The sequence below is a fragment of the Yersinia sp. 2540 StPb PI genome (genome assembly GCF_052217165.1).
In the GTDB taxonomy this organism is placed as follows: Bacteria; Pseudomonadota; Gammaproteobacteria; order Enterobacterales; family Enterobacteriaceae; genus Yersinia; species Yersinia enterocolitica_E.
Window position 1 is genome coordinate 2,594,555 of sequence record NZ_JAZGQC010000001.1, and the last position, 17,292, is coordinate 2,611,846.

Consider the following 17,292-nt stretch of genomic DNA (forward strand, 5'->3'; position numbering starts at 1 on the left):
AGCCAGGACTTTTCAAGAAAACGGTGATTCTAATGATTAAATGGTATGAAGAAAGTGACACTGAAGTGAACCGAAATATTGCACTGCTGACAGGGGAAGATCCCGATAAGTGGTATCCATACGGTGGAGTTAAAGGTAAGGACTACTGCAAAAACCCTTCTGATGCCTGGCCTATCATCTATGCCAATAAAATTGGCCTCTATTCCCCTGAAGTTAATGATAATAATCAGTGGAATGCTCGGATTACCAATCCGCAAGGTGAGTGGCAAGCCTATAGCCAAAGTCCACTTCGTGCCGCGATGATCTGTTACCTGCTCAGCCAAGATATTTGAGTAAATATTGATGGTTTTCGACCGCGTGGAGACCCATATGCTGAGCGTGTGGCGTGACCAACGGTAAGCGATTCTCTGACTGACTTCTTGGAGCTGATGATGAAACGTATTATTAAAGGGGATTCAAATTTATCTCACCTGGTCATTGCCCATGCGGCGATTGACCACCATCAAAAATCTTATGGTGAGCGGCGTCAAGGCTGGCCTTCAACTTATCTTATCCGCTATAAAAATAATCGCGTGGCGGTTGAAGTTGTCACCCGGCGTCAATCTTATGTCGCGACATTGATGATTGGGGCCAGGAATCTGAGTAAGTTATGTGGCATATCTGCGTTACAACCCTAAACAGACAAAGCATCATTGTCTTCTAATCAAATCCTTCCCATGTAAACATCGGCTGATTGATCCTTCTCCGATAGTCAGCTAACTACCTTTATTCTTGCTGCAATTAGGTTTAAGTGTTAAAAAACCGCCGCAGATTCATTTATGAAAGCGCTGTTTAGCACGTTAGTGCGTAATAGGTGCGGCAGAGGATAGGATGGAACAGCAGTTGCAGGATTCAACACTAAAACGCGGTTTAAAAAATCGACATATTCAACTGATTGCCTTGGGTGGTGCGATTGGGACCGGATTATTTTTAGGGATAGCTCAGACGATTAAGATGGCTGGCCCCTCAGTGATACTCGGCTATGCCATCGGTGGTTTTATCGCTTTTCTCATTATGCGTCAGCTCGGTGAGATGGTTGTCGAAGAGCCAGTTGCAGGTTCATTTAGTCATTTTGCGTATAAATATTGGGGCGATTTTGCTGGCTTCTTATCTGGTTGGAACTACTGGGCGATGTTTATACTGGTTGGTATGGCTGAATTGACCGCCGTCGGTATTTATATTCAATACTGGTGGCCAGAGATTCCCACCTGGGTTTCCGCTGCTGTATTTTTTGTCTTAATAAATGCCATCAATCTTATTAACGTACGTATGTATGGTGAAACTGAATTCTGGTTCGCAATCATCAAGGTTGTTGCCATTATCGGTATGATTGTGTTCGGTGCATATCTGCTGGCTTCCGGTACTGGTGGGCCTGAGGCATCGGTTACTAACCTCTGGGCACAAGGTGGGTTTATGCCCCATGGCTTGAGCGGATTAGTGATGGCGATGGCGGTGATTATGTTTTCTTTTGGTGGCTTGGAGATGGTTGGCATTACGGCCGCTGAAGCTGAAGATCCACATCACAGTATCCCTAAAGCAACCAATCAGGTTGTCTATCGCATCCTTATTTTTTACATCGGTTCATTGGCGGTACTGCTTTCCCTATATCCGTGGGGCAAAGTGGTTGAAGGCGGTAGCCCCTTTGTGATGATTTTCCATGCGTTAGATAGCAATTGGGTTGCAACAATCTTGAATGTAGTGGTTTTGACCGCAGCGCTATCGGTTTACAACAGCGGTGTTTATTGTAATAGCCGCATGTTATTTGGCTTGGCATCGCAGGGGAATGCGCCTAAGTTGTTGACCCGGGTTAATAAACGTGGCGTGCCTATTCTGTCAATCGCACTTTCGGCGTTGGCCACTTCAGCCGGTGTTGTTATAAACTATATTATGCCGGGCAAAGCGTTTGAACTGCTTATGGCGCTGGTTGTTTCAACATTGGTCATTAACTGGGTGATGATTTGTTTAGCTCACCTCAAATTCCGGGCTGCGAAGGTGCAAGAAGGCGTAGAACCGCGGTTTAAGGCGCTATGGTACCCATACGGTAATTATCTGTGCCTGGTGTTTCTGTCGTTGATTCTGGTCATTATGTATCTCACTGATGGTATTCAGATCTCAGTGCTAATGATGCCAGTTTGGGTTGCGCTATTGTGGTGCGGTTTTATACTCACTCGGCGTAAACATAGGCGGCATGAACTGAATGTAAATGACTCAGACGCAGCCTGATTGAAGTGTTAGCATAAAAGTGCCGGGCGATTAACTGTATGAAAAATCAAGCCCGGCGGTTATCACCTAAGACGCTATTTGTTGTGTTTAAATAATCAGCAATAAACTAAGCGGATACTCAGCATAGTTTTAATTGATAAGAACTATCGTATTTTTTGGGATCAATTAACGCTAATTGAGATTAATTCTTAATAGTCGCTTGTAACCACTTTAATTGCATGGTTTAAATAGTTAAATAATAGCGTCCATTAGAATTGCCAGCGCATCCAGGTAAACAAAACATTACCATTATTATAAGTGCCGGGAATATAGGTGCTTTGTAGTGAAAACTTATTATATTCAATAGAAATAAGTGGCAAAGGCAATGGGACAGGAATGTAATAATATTCATGACGTGCGGTAATGCTGGCGGTAAAACCTACGCCAAAACGCCAGCCGTCCATCGCTCCCGGTATCCACATTTTTTGATAGCCATAACCTATAATGGGTTCAATTTGGTTGTGCGAATCCATAAATGCCATCGCATACACAGAGTGCCAGTTGTTATCCTCATCATAGCGATATTTGCCATAGCCGATACCCCATGGCCGCTCATTGTATGACTCTATCTTGTCATCATCGTAGGTCCAGCGGTTGTGCCAGGTATTCAGCGGGATATACAGCTCCTGGTTTGGTGAATCCCAGGTAAGCGAGATGTTGCTCGTCAGGCGTTGCCACAGACTCCCATTGCTGGTTTGCGGGTTATGTTGCCCTATAGATGTCGGTGTTGGCTGATAGTTTTCCTCCGCCAATACAGTAGCGGCCTGACCCCACCATAAGCTACTGAGAATACAGGTGTTGATAATATATTTACAATTCATAACATGGCTCTCTGATGCCCATAAGGCGAAATAAGATATCTGTGCATCAGATAATCTTTGTACTTATCAAAATAAGGGTGATTAATAGATTATTTATAATTGCGTGGAGCTTATAATCTCGAACCTAAACCACACTATAACGATAAAGTAATTTAGAATTTTCAACTGTACATCAGTGCTATTAAATTCTGTTTCAGAAAAGTAAAGAATATATCAAGAGGGATTTCTCACACTAAATGTAGGTGGATTAGGCTGCATTTCACCCTGGTGAATTAACTAATAATGCGTGCTTTAGGCGATATTCATGCAGATTAAATAAAGTGCTATCGCACCTTGTTGGTGCGATGCAGCTAATTTTTCTCGTGTATTGCACCTATATAGCACAATACCAGTCCATATGGAGAGTCAATCTTTTAGTATTAAATTTGGCATTTTGGCTTATATTTTTATATAACAAGTGGCTCTCCTTACTGTTGGGGGTAGGTTGTGCAATTGTGCTTCATAACAAAGTCGTCAATAAATTATTTCTGATTTTTGAGCAAAGATAAGATTCAAGCTATAACCTGATATTAAGTAAGGGGTTAGCTAGCAAGCTTGCCCCTGTGACAGTCACTAGATGAAGAGAGTGAGCCGTCAGAACTGGGGTGGGATATATTCAATTATTATATATTTAATGCTAATAAAATTTATACCATTGTGATTTTCGGTTCGATGCTGGGGATGGAAAACAGCAAATATCCACGTAAGCAGTATTATAAAAAGTGTTAGCTGAAATGTTAAAAACCAGTAAGAAAGCGCGATAGGCCAGTATAAAAAAATAGAGCAGAAAATACGATGACCTTCAACAAATTTCAGCATATTTACGCATTCTTTATGAGCAAGCGTTTCAAATATGTGCGACAGGTTCACCCTTGATTAAAAATGGCTTGCCATCGAATACAGAGTATGTGATAACGCATATGGGTAAAACGAGGTACAGTTCTGTATATGTGTGGCATTTTCAGTAAAGAAGTTCTGAGTAAAGACGTTAGCGTTGAATACCGCTTCTCTGCCGATCCTTATCTTAGTGCCTCAAGCAGTAACGACTCTAGTTTGTCTATGTAAACGCCTACGGGCGAGTTAAACAATCCAAAGGAAATACTCAAGATGGCAAAGATCAAAGGTCAAGTTAAGTGGTTCAACGAGTCTAAAGGTTTCGGTTTCATCACTCCAGCTGACGGCAGCAAAGATGTGTTCGTACACTTCTCTGCAATCCAGGGTAATGGTTTCAAAACCCTGGCTGAAGGCCAGAACGTAGAGTTCGAAATCCAAGACGGTCAGAAAGGTCCGTCTGCAGTAAACGTTACTGCAATCTAATCAGCTCTTTTGCTGTAAAAACCCGCCTTTGTGCGGGTTTTTTCGTATTCAGGGTGCGATAAATATTATCTATCCGTTAAGGCAAAATAATTAAGCCGGAATGTTGATTACGGCCTTTAATCCCTGGATGGGTTGGATCAATCGCTTGCTGCTGGCTGGTTCGGCGGAAACTGGTATATTTGAAGTGACTTTTATTATTATCATCATGTTGAATAGTCGTACAAATAGTACAACTGCCTACATGATCGACTTGATGAATTCCTGCACTTCGTAATTGGTGTTCAGCAATGGCCGCTAAGTTGAGGTGGCGAAAACGGGGTGAAATGATATTTTTAACCAGTGGTAATTTATTAATAAACCTTTCGACCAACTCCTCATTGACTTCATAGCAGCAAGACTGTGCGGCAGGCCCTACGGCTGCAACCCAATTTACAGGGTCATCATCGCGCGCAATACGCTCAACCATCTTTAAGATAATGCCATCAAATAAGCCCCGCCAACCGGCATGAACCACCGCAATGGCTCTCCCTTGTCGTTGGCTAAAAATGATTGGCAGACAATCAGCCGTCAGAACGGTCAATAAAATGCCTGCTTGAGTGGTATAGAAACCATCGGCTTCACCACACTCTTGTCCCGGGGCGGTCACATCGATAATCGTAGTGCCATGAACCTGCTTTTTAATGGCTTGTGAAGCCTGATATGGCAAGAGGCAGGAAGGTAGCAGGGCCGATTTATTGCCAAAACCATGGCAGAGGGTGGTGATCCGGCTAAGTTGTGGTGAAAAATCAGTCATAGAACCTACCTAATGAAGAAAAAGAACGCCACTCAGTGTAAGCCGATTTTTAAGTTATTGACCAGTCACCTTTTCTTTTAAATCGCCGTTAGTGAATTGTTGCAAAATAATGCATCTTGTATCACTGTTTTGGCACCCGTTAGTGTCTGGGATAGGGTTTAATGGCAGCTATGATGCACGCTATTCTCCAGGGTTGATCTTAATGATTCCTAAACCAAAAACTGACAGTAACAACTTTATTCGTTGGCGCTTTGGCTTGTTGTGTAGTTGTATTTTAATGTCACTTTTTGGCCTGCTGGCACGGGTTGCCTGGCTGCAAGTTATTGAACCGGACCCGCTGGTAAAAGAAGAAGATATGCGTTCAGTGCGTGTGGTGGCAACACCCAATACACGCGGTATGATAACTGATCGTGGCGGGCATCCGTTGGCGGTCAGTGTCCCGGTCGAGGCCATTTGGGCTGATGCCAAAACGGTACTGGAAAAAGGCGGGGTAGGTACTACCGAACGCTGGCAGGCATTGGCACAGGAACTCAATATGCCAATAGGCCAATTAATCAACCGTATCAATCAAAACCCCAATGCCCGTTTTATCTATCTTGCCCGACAAGTTGAACCTAATGTTGCTGAGTACATTCAACGCTTGAAACTGCCCGGTATCGCGACCAAAGCGGAGTCACGGCGTTTTTATCCGTCCGGTGATGTGGCGGCCAATTTAATTGGTTTCACTAATATAGATGACCAGGGTATTGAAGGCGTAGAAAAGAGCTTTAACTCGCTATTAAGTGGCACGGCTGGCAGTAGAGTGGTACGTAAAGATCGCTTTGGCCGAGTGGTTGAGGATATCTCTTCTACTGATAGCCACCCGGGACAGAATGTTGAACTCAGTATTGATGAGCGTTTGCAGGCTGAAACATCCCATGCGCTGACCAATGCTGTCATGTTTAATAAGGCTGATTCTGGCTCCGCAGTGGTTATTGATATTAATACTGGCGAAGTCTTGGCGATGGCCAACTATCCCACCTTTAATCCGAATAACCGCGCCGCCACGGCGGAAGAGAATTTTCGTAATCGGGCTATCAGCGATATTTTTGAGCCGGGTTCGACAGTCAAACCGATGGTGGTAATGACCGCATTACAACATCATCTGGTAAAGCCAGACAGCGTACTGGATACCCATCCTTATGTGCTGAGTGGGCACCAAATTAAAGATGTAGGTTTTTATCCCGCGCTATCGTTGACCGGCGTATTGCAGAAATCAAGTGATGTTGGCGTCTCTCGCCTGGCATTGGCAATGCCGTCTTCGGCATTAATGGAAACCTATGCGTTGTTTGGTTTGGGAAAACCGACTCAGTTAGGCCTTACCGGTGAAAGTAGCGGGTTAATGCCACAGCGACAACGCTGGAGTGATCTGGATCGCGCTACCTTCTCTTTCGGTTACGGCTTGATGGTGACGCCGCTGCAACTGGCTCGAGTCTATGCCACCATCGGCAGCTTCGGTATTTATCGGCCATTATCGATTACTAAGGTCGATCCTCCGGTGTTAGGGCTACGGGTATTCCCCGAGGCTCTGGTGCGGCAAGTGGAACATATGATGGAAAGTGTGGCGTTGCCCGGCGGTGGCGGAATGAAGGCAGCCGTCAGGGGATACCGGGTTGCCGTTAAGACGGGGACTGCTAAGAAGATTGGGCCAAATGGCCAGTATATTGATAAATATGTGGCTTATACCGCGGGTGTCGCGCCTGCCAGCCAACCCCGTTTTGCCTTGGTGGTCGTGATAAACAATCCGCAAGGCGGCAAATACTATGGCGGCGCGGTTTCTGCCCCGGTATTTAGCGATATTATGGGGCAAATTTTGCGCACCATGAATGTTGAACCTGACGCTATTCCAGCAGGGATGGTACACCATAGCTGATATTCGACCGATTTATGGCGTTAAACAGTGGCTTGCAACGGTGGAAGTGCTTCTTTAGACTAACGCCGTGTCTGTCCGCGATTCTGGCGGTTATTTGTCTGTCATCTGGAAATCAACCATGTCTTATCAGTGCCCCCTTTGTCATCAGGCTTTGCAGCTTAGCGTGCAGCAGTGGCGTTGCAGCAATAATCATCAGTTCGATTGCGCCAAAGAGGGTTACGTCAATTTGATGCCAGTGCAGCACAAGGGATCGAAACAACCAGGAGATAGCCCGGAGATGATGCAGGCCCGGCGGGTATTTCTTGATGCGGGATATTATCAGCCCTTGCAGCAGCGGGTCTGCGAGCTTCTGGATGCCACGTTACCACTGGATGCCACCATGTTGTTGGATATCGGTTGTGGTGAAGGTTATTACACCGGCGCTGTGGCAGATAGGTTAAATCGGCGGCGTCAAATGGCTGTTTTCGGTTTAGATGTGGCAAAAGTCGCCGTAAGGTATGGCGCAAAGCGCTACCAACAGGTGAGCTTCTGTGTAGCTTCCAGCCATCGCTTACCTTTTGCCCATAATTCGCTTGATGCGGTATTAAGGATTTATGCACCGTGCAAAGCGGCGGAGTTATCACGTACCGTGAAACCTGGCGGGATTGTGGTTACTGTTGCCCCTGGGCCGCGTCATCTCTATCAGTTAAAAGCACTGATCTACCCAGAAGTACAACTCCACGGTGATGCACAAGAGCACCTTGAGGGGTTTGACTTGCTGAGTTGCGAAAAACTGGCTTATGAAATGAAACTTCCGGGTAAGCAGAGTTTTAATTTATTGCAGATGACCCCTTTTGCCTGGCGGGCATCAATCGAGATGGGGCAGGAGTTGGCTGCGCGGCAGGCATTTATCTGTGAAACTGACTTTGTCATTGCGTTGCACCGCCGCAGAGAAGAGCCTGCGGCTGAAATTGCAGCCGTGAGCAGTGACCAATAGTCTATGTTGTTAGCCTTGGCCTGACAGTGTTCGGGCCACGAGTCTTATATAAATTATATCAATCCAGATTTGATTTTTAATAATCACCAATACCTTAATATTAGCTAACTCCCCTAAGGTAAACTCTCATTATTATTTTAATATATTTATAGTGTGACATTCCCTGGTGTAGAATCATTAATTAACTTAAGTCAAATTCATGGTTTTTTTATATTTACTGAAGTGGCTTATTTAAGATCTAAGTTTCGCCAGGTTCGACCACCGGATTCAGTCACCAGTATAGAGGGTATAAACCGTACCTCCTCGGCAATTTTTAGTGCTAAATCAGCAACTTCTTGTTTGTTTAGTGTGCCGCTGCCATAATTGAATTCCCCTTCAGGTAATTTATAGACTTTTTCCCGACCAATAAGGCGGGTAAAGCCGGCATCAATCATTTTCTTATTAAGTGACTCGTAATCGCCGTCCACTGCATTATGCAAAACAACACTAACCGTAAAGTACGGCATATCTATTTGTTCCAAGCTATAAGATGATTATCTTTATATAGCACAGCACTGACAGCGATATTTTGACCAAAGTCTAATTGCGCGACATACCAACCAATAACCCTGCTAAAATTATGTCATTAAGGGCGATTGAGTTAATGCGCTTCTGATGATTGATCAATTTGATGAGTGGGTGGCAGTCATCGCCACCCAGACCAGAAGGTGTTTAGAGTGAGAGTGATAGCCGGTTACGGCCTGCGTGTTTTGCTGCATAACAGGCGATATCTGCCTGACGCATGGCTTGTGCGGCATTCTCAGTTTGGCGAGTTAGCGGGACGGCGCCCAGACTTGCGGTAAATGTATACGATTGACCGTGCCAATGAAATTGGATGGCGGCAATATCGGCAACCACAGATTCCAGAATGTCTGTTGCAGGCTTGTTTTGACTATTAAACAACACGATAGCAAACTCATCGCCACCTAAACGGGCGACAATGTCATTTTCACGAACGGCTTGTTGCATGGTTTGTGCCACCATTCTCAGCACCATATCCCCAGCTTCATGGCCTGCGGTATCGTTAACATCCTTGAAATAGTCTAAATCGACATAACAGAGGATATGCTGCTCGTTGTCCCCCAATTGGCTGATTGATTGGGTGAGCCGCTCTTCCAATCGACGCCGATTAATCAGGCCAGTTAGCATGTCATGATTGGCCTGATATTGCAGTTCGCGCTGTGCATGGCGGGCGCGAGTCACATCCTGAAATACCACGACCGCGCCGGTGAGTATATTGTCACGATCGCGGATCGGCGAGGCAGAACAGCGAATCTCTTGCCGTTCTCCTTGGCTTGATAACAACTGGCTGCCTTCTGGCAATAAGGTATTGCGCCCTTCGGCCAAACACTGATTGAAGGCAACTAACTGATTTTTATCTTGCAACGGAGACCACAAAATAAAAACGTCTTCAATAGGTAAACCGCAGGATTCATTTTGGCTACGCCCGGTCATCTCTTCGGCTTTGGGGTTCATCAGTACCACACGGCCTTCTGTGTCGAGGGAGATAATCCCCTCCTGGATAGATGACAACACCCGATGCAGTTGCTCGCGCTCTTCATAACGTGCGACCTCACTGGCGCGCAGTGCATCTTCGCGTTGTTTGCGCTCACTCATATCACGGATTATTTCGGCATAACCGAGAAGTTTCCCATTATTGTCATGGACAACTGTTATGACTGTCACTGCCCAGTAGCGCGTCATATCTTTGCGAACCAACCAGCCCTCGCGTTCCATTCGGCTCGTCGATGCTGCGGTCTTCAGCAACTTCTCCGGTAACCCGGCGGCAATATCCTCGGGTAAAAAGAAACAACCGAAATGCTGACCAATTATCTCATTACTGGCATAGCCAATATTCCGTTCAGCACCGTGGTTCCAGGTATTGACCCGGCCCCAGGGATCAAGCATTAAAATAGCGTAATCCTCAACAGTATCAACCATTAAGCGAAAACGCTCTTCACTGATGCGCAGTGCTTCTTCTCGTTGACGACGCTCGGTGAGATCACGGACAATTTTGGTAAAACCCAACAGTTTGCCACTGTCATCATGCATTGGGTTAATTGCCACACTGGCCCAATAGCGAATACCGTTTTTGCGCACATGCCAGCCTTCGCTCTGGTAATTACCTTCTGCGGTGGCTTTGGCGAGTGATTTCTCCGGCACGCCAGCAGAAATATCCTCCTGTGTGAACAGCAACGCAAAATGTTCACCGATTATTTCATCACTGGTATAGCCTTCATTCCGTTCTCCACCTTTATTCCAGGTGAGAATTCGGCCATGAGTATCGGTCATGTAAATAGCATAGTCTTCAACTTCACTGATCAGATGACGAAACTGTTCCTCACTCTTTCGCAGCGCATTTTCGCGCTGCCATTTATCCGTCAAGTCGCGGGTGACATGGACGAATCCCTGCAAAATATGGTCTGAATCATGCAGCGCACTCAGCGTAATATTGCCCCAAAAACGTTTACCATTCTTACGCACCCGCCAGCCCTGGGTTTCATAGTGGCCAAACTGATTGGCATGTTGCAGCCCTTTGGCCGGTAATTTGTTCGCCAAATCCTCTGGGGTATAAAACAGTTCGAAAGATTGACCAATAACTTCTTCGCTAGCGTAACCGGCATTGCGTTCTGCGCCACTGTTCCAAGTGAGGATATGTCCTTGAGCATCAATGATGTATATGGCGTAGTCATCAACGGCTTCAATCAAGAGCCGGAAAATATGATCGTCAAATGATGCTGGATGCAAAGCCATTCCTGTATTTCCTTGAATTAATATTCAGCCACCTTTGGCTGAGCGGATCGAGAGCCAGAAGGGTTAATCTGTTATTGCGGTAAAAGTAATGTAGCAGTCTATCGCTAACAGATGAAATTAGGTAATGAGAATTTTCTTACCAGAAATAAATACACGATAAGAATTGTAATGGATATGAGGGTTACGCTTATCAAGCCTGTCACTACGGGGCTTCAGGTAAGGAACTGATGTCAATATAACAGGGAGAAAGAATAAATCGCCTTATTAATAATAGGGGGTGGTTGGCGTGAATAACCCATAAAAATTGACTTAAGTAGGGAAGGGGTAATTAGTCTGGTCGTATATAAAAGTAATTTACGCAATCATTTCCCTTTAATTTCATTTCCCCTCATTTTGGGCCATAAGATTACCGACCGAGATCATGTTCATTACATAACTGATCTAATTTTTTCACGATACAAAAAATAACCCCGCAGAAATGCAGAAGTGCTTGCATCGGCAACTGTTATCAGGATAATTCTGAATCCTTATAATAAGCATTCTCATTATTAACAAAATTGCAAACTTCAGGGGCATCAACACGATGAATCAAACTATCTCTACCTGCGCAAATCAGAAGCGGCTTGCACCACGTCTTTTGTGCGTCATGATCGGTGCGGCATTAGGGACTTTGTCTGCATCTGTATGGGCAGCAACAGCCACAGACAATACGGCTGAAAGCAGCAAAAAGGCTAGCACAACAGCTGATGCCACTCAGGTTGATAGCAGCAAAACAACGGATACTATTACTGTGGTCGGGACGCAAGAGACCTTCCGTGCCGGTGGTAATGATCTTATTCCAACCTATCTGGACGGTCAGGTAGCTAACGGTGGGCGTATTGGCTTCCTGGGGCAGCAAGATGCGCGTAACGTACCTTTTAACGTGATTGGCTACACATCTAAATTGGTAGAAGACCAGCAAGCGCGGACACTGGCTGATGTGGTCAAAAACGATGCTTCAGTACAGAACGTGCGCGGCTACGGTAATGCTTCACAGAACTTCCGTATTCGTGGTTTTAATCTCGATGGGGATGATATTTCGTTCGGCGGTCTGTTCGGCGTACTGCCACGTCAGGTGGTTGATACCAGTATGGTCGAGCGGGTTGAAGTGTTTAAAGGCCCGAACGTATTTGTGAACGGTATTTCGCCGAGCGGCAGCGGTGTGGGTGGGATGATTAACCTGGAGCCTAAACGAGCCGGTGATACCCCATTGACGCGTGTTAGCGTGGATTATACTTCTTCTGCCAAGGTTGGTGGTGCGCTGGATGTCGGTCGCCGCTTTGGTGACAATGACCAATTCGGTGTGCGGGTTAATGTGCTGCACCGCGAAGGCGAAACGGCTATTCATGATCAGAACGAGCGCACGACCGCACTCTCTACCGGTTTGGATTACCGTGGTGACCGCGCCCGTACTTCTTTAGATATTGGATATCAAAAACAGACCGTTCACGGTATGCGTACTGATGTTGCCATTGGTAGTGCGACGGTGATTCCAGAACCACCGGCAGCCACCTTAAACTATGGTCAGCAGTGGGTCTATACCGATATGGCAACCACCTTCGGTATGCTGCGTAGTGAGTATGATTTAAGCCAGAACTGGACGGTATACGGTACCCTCGGTGCCAGCCACAATGACGAAACCGGGCAATATGGCTCACCAACGCTGACTGATAATAATGGCAACGCCACCATCAGCCGCCTGTATGTGCCTTATGTTTCTGACTCTATTGCTGGTTTAGGGGGGATTCGTGGTCATTTTGAAACCGGCCCAGTAACCCATAAGATGAATCTCGGTTATGCCGCTAACTACCGAACGGCTAAATCTGCCTGGAATATGTCAGGACCAGTAGACACCAATATCTATAACCCAGGGGTAATCCCATTCCCCCCAACTGCTTTTGCTAGCCCTAATCAAGACCCAACACTAAACAGTCAGGTTCGGGCCAGTAGCATCTCGGTGTCGGATACCCTGTCGGCAATGGATGATAAAGTGCAGCTGATGCTGGGGCTACGCCGTCAGGAAGTGGTTATTCGCAATTTTGACAGTGGTGTACCAGACAGTAAAAACGTGCAAGATGCCATGAAAGTGACACCAGTTTATGGCTTGTTGGTTAAACCGTGGGAAAATGTTTCCCTGTATGCTAACCACATTGAAGCATTATCGCCGGGGAAGGTCGCGCCTTGGTATACCGCCAATGCGGGTAATGTTACTGGCATTATTCATGCTAAACAGAATGAAGTCGGCGTGAAATTCGATAACAAACGCTATGGCGGTACCTTGGCTCTGTTTGAAATCACCAGACCTGCCGGTGCCATTGATGCAACAACCAATATCTACGCCTTGGGGGGTGAACAGCGTAACCGCGGCGTTGAACTGAACGTATTCGGTGAACCGGTATTTGGTACTCGTCTGTTAGGTAGTGCCGTGTGGTTGGACCCGATACTGACCGAAGCGCAAAGCAGCCAAAATAATGGTAATTATGCTGTGGGTGTGGCTCGCTATCAGTTAGTGTTTGGCGGTGAGTACGATATTAAAGCAGTAGAAGGTTTGACGGCTACGGGTACTGTCACACGTTCTGGTTCGCAGTATGCTAACCAGGAAAACACCTTAAAACTAAAACCATGGACCCGTTTGGATCTGGGCATGCGTTACACCATGCCGCTGAAAGAGACCAATCTGATCTGGCGTGCGAATCTCGAGAACGTGACCAACGAACGTTACTGGGAGTCGGTTGAAGATACCGGTACTTATATGTACCAAGGTAATCCGCGTGAGCTAAAACTGTCTGTTTCCATGGACTTCTAATCAGAGGTTGATGCCCGTTTGCTAAGCGGCATCTGAACCATAAAAAACCCCGCTATTCTTTGAATGCGGGGTTTTTTTTGCCCAATGATTTTATCAGCAGAATAGACGCGTTTTAGCCATTAAGCGACCCGATAGATGTGCTCATACAGAATATTAAAGCCGATCGCTATCAAGACTATCCCACCAATGATTTCGGCACGCTTACCCAATAATGGGCCAATATAACGGCCAATCAGCATACCTAAGGTAGCCATAATCATGGTTGCCAGACCGATCGCCATGGCGGTGTGGACAATGTTCACTTGTAAGAAGGCTAAACCGACACCAATTGCCATGGCATCAAGGCTGGTAGCAATTGCGGTCATGACCAAAACCCAGAAGCTGTGGCTGCGCATTTTTTCAGTCTCTGCAACTTGTTGTTTCGCACCCTCAAAAATCATGCGGCAACCAAGAATAAACAGCAGACTGAAAGCAATCCAGTGGTCCCATTCCAGAATATATTGACTGGCGAACAGGCCGATACACCAACCTATGAGTGGGGTAATAGCTTCTATTACGCCAAAAATAAGGCCAGTACGTAGTGCTTCTCGAAAACGGGGTTGGTGTAGACTGGCGCCTTTACCAATAGATGCAGCAAATGCATCCATAGACATAGCAAAAGCAAGGATAAGAGTTGCAGATAGATTCATAGCAATAAACTCGGCCGGGCGGCTCCATATACACGTAACCCACCCCCAACCTAACGACGGAGCTACGTGTCTATGGTCTCGCCAACCTTACCTGGCTACCCGTACCACGTTTCAATAGATGAAACGAGTATGTTGATACGGGCGTTTCTGCTTATCAATAAATACCCTTCAATTACGTTAGGTACAATTGCACAGAAACCGGCTACTCCCCATGAACGGCGCAACCTTAACATATAAATTATTATATCGACAACCCCAAAGATAATAAGACAAACCACTATTACTGATAATGATTTTCATTATCGAGAGTTTTGTGCGAAATAGTACATATAAACATCGATAACAATGTGGGAATAAGCAGGAGAAGAGACAAGAGTATTGCTGGGAAATTAATCAGTTAAGTAGGCACTCAATAGACACATTTCCCAGGAGTGTTTGTTTATTGTTGATTTTCAAGGAAAAAATTATAAATTCTCTCTAGATCATCTAATTGTTTAACCTGGATTAATAATCTGCGCTGCTCTAAATCAATGACTAAAATTCCATCTTCAGATAAATTCATACTTTTTATTCGGCTATATTCAATAAAAGCATTAGCGTAGAAGAAACCGGTATTTTTAAACAATAATTTGGGCCAACGGATATAAGAGATATAAACCGCAATGAGCGCTAAACCCACTAATAAATAGGTGGTTAACGGTGCACCATTCGCCATGACATTATTGTAAATGAGGATAGCTATCAGTCCGACAAAGATGGCACAGTCGATTTTGCTTTTACGTTTTAAGTGAACTTGCAGTCGGGTCTTCCCTTTCATCATGTTCATGATGAATTCATCATAAATAGCATAAGCGAGCAGTAGGGCGATAAAAACAATTAAAACGAGATCAGTAACCGACATGCAACAACTCCCAAGATATACATCCCCATCATCTTTCAAACCACAGGTGTGTTGCTGCCACCTTCCTGCACTTTGAAATCTATTGGGCATTGGTATCTATCCTAAAAAAAACCGGGAGTAAACCCCCGGTTTTTACCAAATCTAATCAGAACATTAAGGTGCCAGGAAGCCAATCCAGTAACCGAAGATACCGATGGCGAAGAAGCCCATAATAATCCACAACGCGTTAACTTTACGACGTAATAGCCACATACAGCCGAACGTTAACAGTAATGGCACCAAACCTGGCATCAACTGGTCAAGAATGGTTTGCACCGTAGTTACTGTGGTCTGACCATTCTGATTGGTTATCTTGGATACCACCACCGGTATGTTGACGTGGGTCCACTTGTTAACCAAGGCCCCCATAACAAACAGGCCGAGGATAGACGCCCCTTCAGTCAGTTTTTGCAGCAGGCCACCGTCCATATCGCTGACGATATTGACGCCTTTTTTATAGCCATAGGCCACACCGTAATAACGGGTCAGCAAACGTACCAGGTTAAACAGTACAAAGAACAGCAATGGGCCAAGCAAACTGCCGCTCATTGCGATACCGGCACCGAGAGCTGCCAACACCGGGCGCACAGTACCCCAGAATATTGGGTCACCGACACCTGCCAGCGGCCCCATCAGACCGACTTTGATCCCGTTAATTGCCGCATCGTCAATCTCGGCACCATTGGCTTTCTGCTCTTCCATCGCCAGCGTTACGCCCAGAATTGGCGCGGCAACGAAGGGTTGGGTGTTGAAGAATTCCAAATGACGTTTGATTGCCTGCTTACGCTCTTCCGAGTTCTCAGGGTATAGACGACGGATCGCCGGCACCATTGAGAAGCAGAACCCCAGCGCCTGCATACGTTCGAAGTTCCACGACCCTTGGAAAAGGTTAGAGCGGATAAACACCCCGCGAATATCAGCAGGCGTGAGTTTCTTTTCACCAGTCGCTGTGGTTTTATCAAGCACAGTTGTTGTATCAACCATTTCTCTCACCTTTTCCTAGTCTAATTCGTTATCAAGGTCATTATTGGACGGGCCAGACTGTACAACCTGAGACTTGTTGTATTTAGGACTGAGCTGGATATAAAGAAGGGCCATAACCACACCAATAACACCCAATGCCACCAGGTTGAAGTTGGTAAATGCGGCGGTCACGAAACCTAAGTAGAAGAATGGCATCAGGTAGCCGGCACGCATCATGTTAATAACCATGGCGTAACCTACTACGACGATCATACCACCGGCGATATTCAGGCCACTGGTAACCACATCAGGAATCGAACTGAGCAGCATCTGAACTTCAGATGTCCCAACAGACAGGGCAACGATCAGGGCAGGGATAGCGATACGCATCGCCTGCAAGAACAGGGCTGAAATGTGGATCCAGGTTATCGCTCGTAGGCTGCCACGTTCGGCGGCTCCGTCGGCGGCGTGCTGGAAGGCCACAGTAATGGTACGGACGATAATGGTTAATACCTGACCGGCTGCTGCTAGCGGAATAGCCAGTGCGATACCTGCACCGATGTCTTGGCCACCTGCAATAACCAGAATAGTAGAGATAATCGAGGCTAACGCGGCATCAGGAGCTACTGCGGCCCCGATGTTCATCCAGCCGAGCGCGATCATCTCCAAGGTACCACCGATAATAATACCGGTTTTCATATCACCTAAAACCAGACCTACCAGAGTACAAGCGACCAGGGGACGGTGAAATTGGAACTCATCCAGAATGGAGCCCATCCCGGCGATACATGCAACTATGAATATCAGCACAATCTGAAGAGTTGTGATCTCCATTGTACTTCTCCTATGACCAAAAAAGCTGAGTAAAAATAACCGTGTTCCAAACAGAACAGGGCATTACCT

16 protein-coding genes and 1 riboswitch are annotated in these 17,292 nt (G+C 45.9%); of the genes, 8 read left to right on the forward strand and 8 right to left on the reverse strand.

Annotation, left to right across the window (positions count from 1 at the left end; genetic code table 11):
- The first annotated feature begins 32 nt into the window (after positions 1-32).
- The 3 genes from V1956_RS11805 (at position 33) to V1956_RS11815 (ending at position 2,262) form a co-directional block, all read left to right on the forward strand.
- Positions 33-332 (forward strand): phage protein NinX family protein, encoded by a 300-nt coding sequence (locus tag V1956_RS11805; protein WP_083158581.1) that lies wholly within the window; start codon positions 33-35, stop codon positions 330-332.
- Between the two features lie 96 nt (positions 333-428).
- The gene (locus V1956_RS11810) at positions 429-677 is read left to right on the forward strand and encodes a DUF4060 family protein (RefSeq protein ID WP_372559219.1); all 249 of its coding nucleotides are present in this window, start codon (positions 429-431) and stop codon (positions 675-677) included.
- Between the two features lie 193 nt (positions 678-870).
- Positions 871-2,262: an amino acid permease gene (locus V1956_RS11815; protein ID WP_442825148.1), complete on the forward strand. Its 1,392-nt coding sequence runs from the start codon at positions 871-873 to the stop codon at positions 2,260-2,262.
- 248 nt (positions 2,263-2,510) lie between these two features.
- On the opposite strand, the gene pagP is transcribed toward V1956_RS11815, so the two are convergent.
- The gene (pagP, locus tag V1956_RS11820) at positions 2,511-3,122 is read right to left on the reverse strand and encodes a lipid IV(A) palmitoyltransferase PagP (protein ID WP_372559217.1); all 612 of its coding nucleotides are present in this window, start codon (positions 3,120-3,122) and stop codon (positions 2,511-2,513) included.
- A 987-nt stretch (positions 3,123-4,109) separates the two neighbouring features.
- Between pagP and V1956_RS11825 the strand changes: the two genes are divergently transcribed.
- Positions 4,110-4,226, forward strand: coding sequence for a DUF2627 domain-containing protein (locus tag V1956_RS11825; protein ID WP_002211058.1), 117 nt, complete (start codon positions 4,110-4,112; stop codon positions 4,224-4,226).
- 42 nt (positions 4,227-4,268) lie between these two features.
- A complete protein-coding gene (cspE, locus tag V1956_RS11830) occupies positions 4,269-4,478 on the forward strand; it encodes a transcription antiterminator/RNA stability regulator CspE (protein WP_002221949.1) in 210 nt (69 codons plus the stop codon).
- A gap of 76 nt (positions 4,479-4,554) precedes the next feature.
- Here the strand turns inward: cspE and pgeF are convergent, their stop codons facing one another.
- The gene (gene pgeF, locus V1956_RS11835) at positions 4,555-5,271 is read right to left on the reverse strand and encodes a peptidoglycan editing factor PgeF (RefSeq protein WP_442825149.1); all 717 of its coding nucleotides are present in this window, start codon (positions 5,269-5,271) and stop codon (positions 4,555-4,557) included.
- A gap of 202 nt (positions 5,272-5,473) precedes the next feature.
- Between pgeF and ftsI the strand changes: the two genes are divergently transcribed.
- Together ftsI and rlmA are read left to right on the forward strand one after the other, a co-directional pair.
- Entirely contained in the window at positions 5,474-7,183 is a 1,710-nt protein-coding gene (gene ftsI, locus V1956_RS11840; RefSeq protein ID WP_372559215.1) for a peptidoglycan glycosyltransferase FtsI, read from the forward strand.
- 118 nt (positions 7,184-7,301) lie between these two features.
- Positions 7,302-8,159 (forward strand): 23S rRNA (guanine(745)-N(1))-methyltransferase, encoded by an 858-nt coding sequence (gene rlmA / locus V1956_RS11845; protein ID WP_442825150.1) that lies wholly within the window; start codon positions 7,302-7,304, stop codon positions 8,157-8,159.
- 227 nt (positions 8,160-8,386) lie between these two features.
- On the opposite strand, the gene V1956_RS11850 is transcribed toward rlmA, so the two are convergent.
- Positions 8,387-8,665: a hypothetical protein gene (locus tag V1956_RS11850; protein ID WP_442825151.1), complete on the reverse strand. Its 279-nt coding sequence runs from the start codon at positions 8,663-8,665 to the stop codon at positions 8,387-8,389.
- Positions 8,666-8,870: 205 nt separating this feature from the next.
- The gene (locus V1956_RS11855) at positions 8,871-10,952 is read right to left on the reverse strand and encodes a PAS domain S-box protein (RefSeq protein ID WP_442825152.1); all 2,082 of its coding nucleotides are present in this window, start codon (positions 10,950-10,952) and stop codon (positions 8,871-8,873) included.
- Between the two features lie 583 nt (positions 10,953-11,535).
- Here V1956_RS11855 and V1956_RS11860 point away from each other — a divergent pair.
- Entirely contained in the window at positions 11,536-13,797 is a 2,262-nt protein-coding gene (locus tag V1956_RS11860; RefSeq protein WP_420075325.1) for a TonB-dependent receptor, read from the forward strand.
- Positions 13,798-13,916: 119 nt separating this feature from the next.
- Here the strand turns inward: V1956_RS11860 and mntP are convergent, their stop codons facing one another.
- The 4 genes from mntP to V1956_RS11880 form a co-directional block, all read right to left on the reverse strand.
- Positions 13,917-14,486 (reverse strand): manganese efflux pump MntP, encoded by a 570-nt coding sequence (gene mntP / locus V1956_RS11865; protein WP_420075324.1) that lies wholly within the window; start codon positions 14,484-14,486, stop codon positions 13,917-13,919.
- A 10-nt stretch (positions 14,487-14,496) separates the two neighbouring features.
- Positions 14,497-14,709, reverse strand: a riboswitch (yybP-ykoY riboswitch).
- Positions 14,710-14,925: 216 nt separating this feature from the next.
- A complete protein-coding gene (locus V1956_RS11870; protein WP_420074786.1) occupies positions 14,926-15,387 on the reverse strand; it encodes a DUF986 family protein in 462 nt (153 codons plus the stop codon).
- Between the two features lie 153 nt (positions 15,388-15,540).
- Positions 15,541-16,410 carry a PTS mannose transporter subunit IID gene (locus V1956_RS11875; protein WP_083158592.1) on the reverse strand — a complete coding sequence of 290 codons (870 nt, stop codon included), beginning with the start codon at positions 16,408-16,410 and terminating at the stop codon, positions 15,541-15,543.
- Between the two features lie 15 nt (positions 16,411-16,425).
- Entirely contained in the window at positions 16,426-17,223 is a 798-nt protein-coding gene (locus V1956_RS11880; RefSeq protein WP_004701713.1) for a PTS mannose/fructose/sorbose transporter subunit IIC, read from the reverse strand.
- Between the last annotated feature and the right edge of the window lie 69 nt (positions 17,224-17,292).

Bases quoted from the DNA above. Each gene is read 5' to 3' on its own strand.
- V1956_RS11825 (WP_002211058.1), top strand. From the start codon at position 4,110: ATGTGTGGCATTTTCAGTAAAGAAGTTCTGAGTAAAGACGTTAGCGTT.
- V1956_RS11875 (WP_083158592.1), bottom strand. From the start codon at position 16,410: ATGGTTGATACAACAACTGTGCTTGATAAAACCACAGCGACTGGTGAA.
- V1956_RS11815 (WP_442825148.1), top strand. From the start codon at position 871: ATGGAACAGCAGTTGCAGGATTCAACACTAAAACGCGGTTTAAAAAAT.
- V1956_RS11870 (WP_420074786.1), bottom strand. From the start codon at position 15,387: ATGTCGGTTACTGATCTCGTTTTAATTGTTTTTATCGCCCTACTGCTC.
- rlmA (WP_442825150.1), top strand. From the start codon at position 7,302: ATGTCTTATCAGTGCCCCCTTTGTCATCAGGCTTTGCAGCTTAGCGTG.
- cspE (WP_002221949.1), top strand. From the start codon at position 4,269: ATGGCAAAGATCAAAGGTCAAGTTAAGTGGTTCAACGAGTCTAAAGGT.
- ftsI (WP_372559215.1), top strand. From the start codon at position 5,474: ATGATTCCTAAACCAAAAACTGACAGTAACAACTTTATTCGTTGGCGC.
- V1956_RS11855 (WP_442825152.1), bottom strand. From the start codon at position 10,952: ATGGCTTTGCATCCAGCATCATTTGACGATCATATTTTCCGGCTCTTG.
- V1956_RS11810 (WP_372559219.1), top strand. From the start codon at position 429: ATGATGAAACGTATTATTAAAGGGGATTCAAATTTATCTCACCTGGTC.
- V1956_RS11805 (WP_083158581.1), top strand. From the start codon at position 33: ATGATTAAATGGTATGAAGAAAGTGACACTGAAGTGAACCGAAATATT.
- V1956_RS11880 (WP_004701713.1), bottom strand. From the start codon at position 17,223: ATGGAGATCACAACTCTTCAGATTGTGCTGATATTCATAGTTGCATGT.
- V1956_RS11850 (WP_442825151.1), bottom strand. From the start codon at position 8,665: ATGCCGTACTTTACGGTTAGTGTTGTTTTGCATAATGCAGTGGACGGC.
- V1956_RS11860 (WP_420075325.1), top strand. From the start codon at position 11,536: ATGAATCAAACTATCTCTACCTGCGCAAATCAGAAGCGGCTTGCACCA.
- mntP (WP_420075324.1), bottom strand. From the start codon at position 14,486: ATGAATCTATCTGCAACTCTTATCCTTGCTTTTGCTATGTCTATGGAT.
- pagP (WP_372559217.1), bottom strand. From the start codon at position 3,122: ATGAATTGTAAATATATTATCAACACCTGTATTCTCAGTAGCTTATGG.
- pgeF (WP_442825149.1), bottom strand. From the start codon at position 5,271: ATGACTGATTTTTCACCACAACTTAGCCGGATCACCACCCTCTGCCAT.